The sequence below is a fragment of the Bartonella sp. MR168JLCBS genome, from assembly GCF_042194175.1.
This window is the reverse complement of sequence record NZ_JBHIMP010000528.1, coordinates 1-291: the sequence shown is the minus strand read 5'-3', so window position 1 is coordinate 291 and position 291 is coordinate 1.

The window sequence follows — 291 nt, the reverse complement described above, 5'->3', positions numbered from 1 at the left end:
CTCCATAATTTTCATTTTCATACAATCGCCGAGTAATAGAAAAAATGCACATACCCCGCACTCACTCTATATTATGGATGAGAAGAGATTTGTGCTCAATATATTTAATACAAGCCTTCTCTTTCCACAAAAAAACATCAGAAAAATTTCCACACTATACGACCGTCTTCCAATATAAAACGAACAATTAACCCCCTACCAGTTAAAGTGGATGTTTTGTAAAAAAAATTTTAATGTCTTGTTTGTAATATCTATCTAAGTTGCAATGAAGAATTATAATTTCTTCAAAAC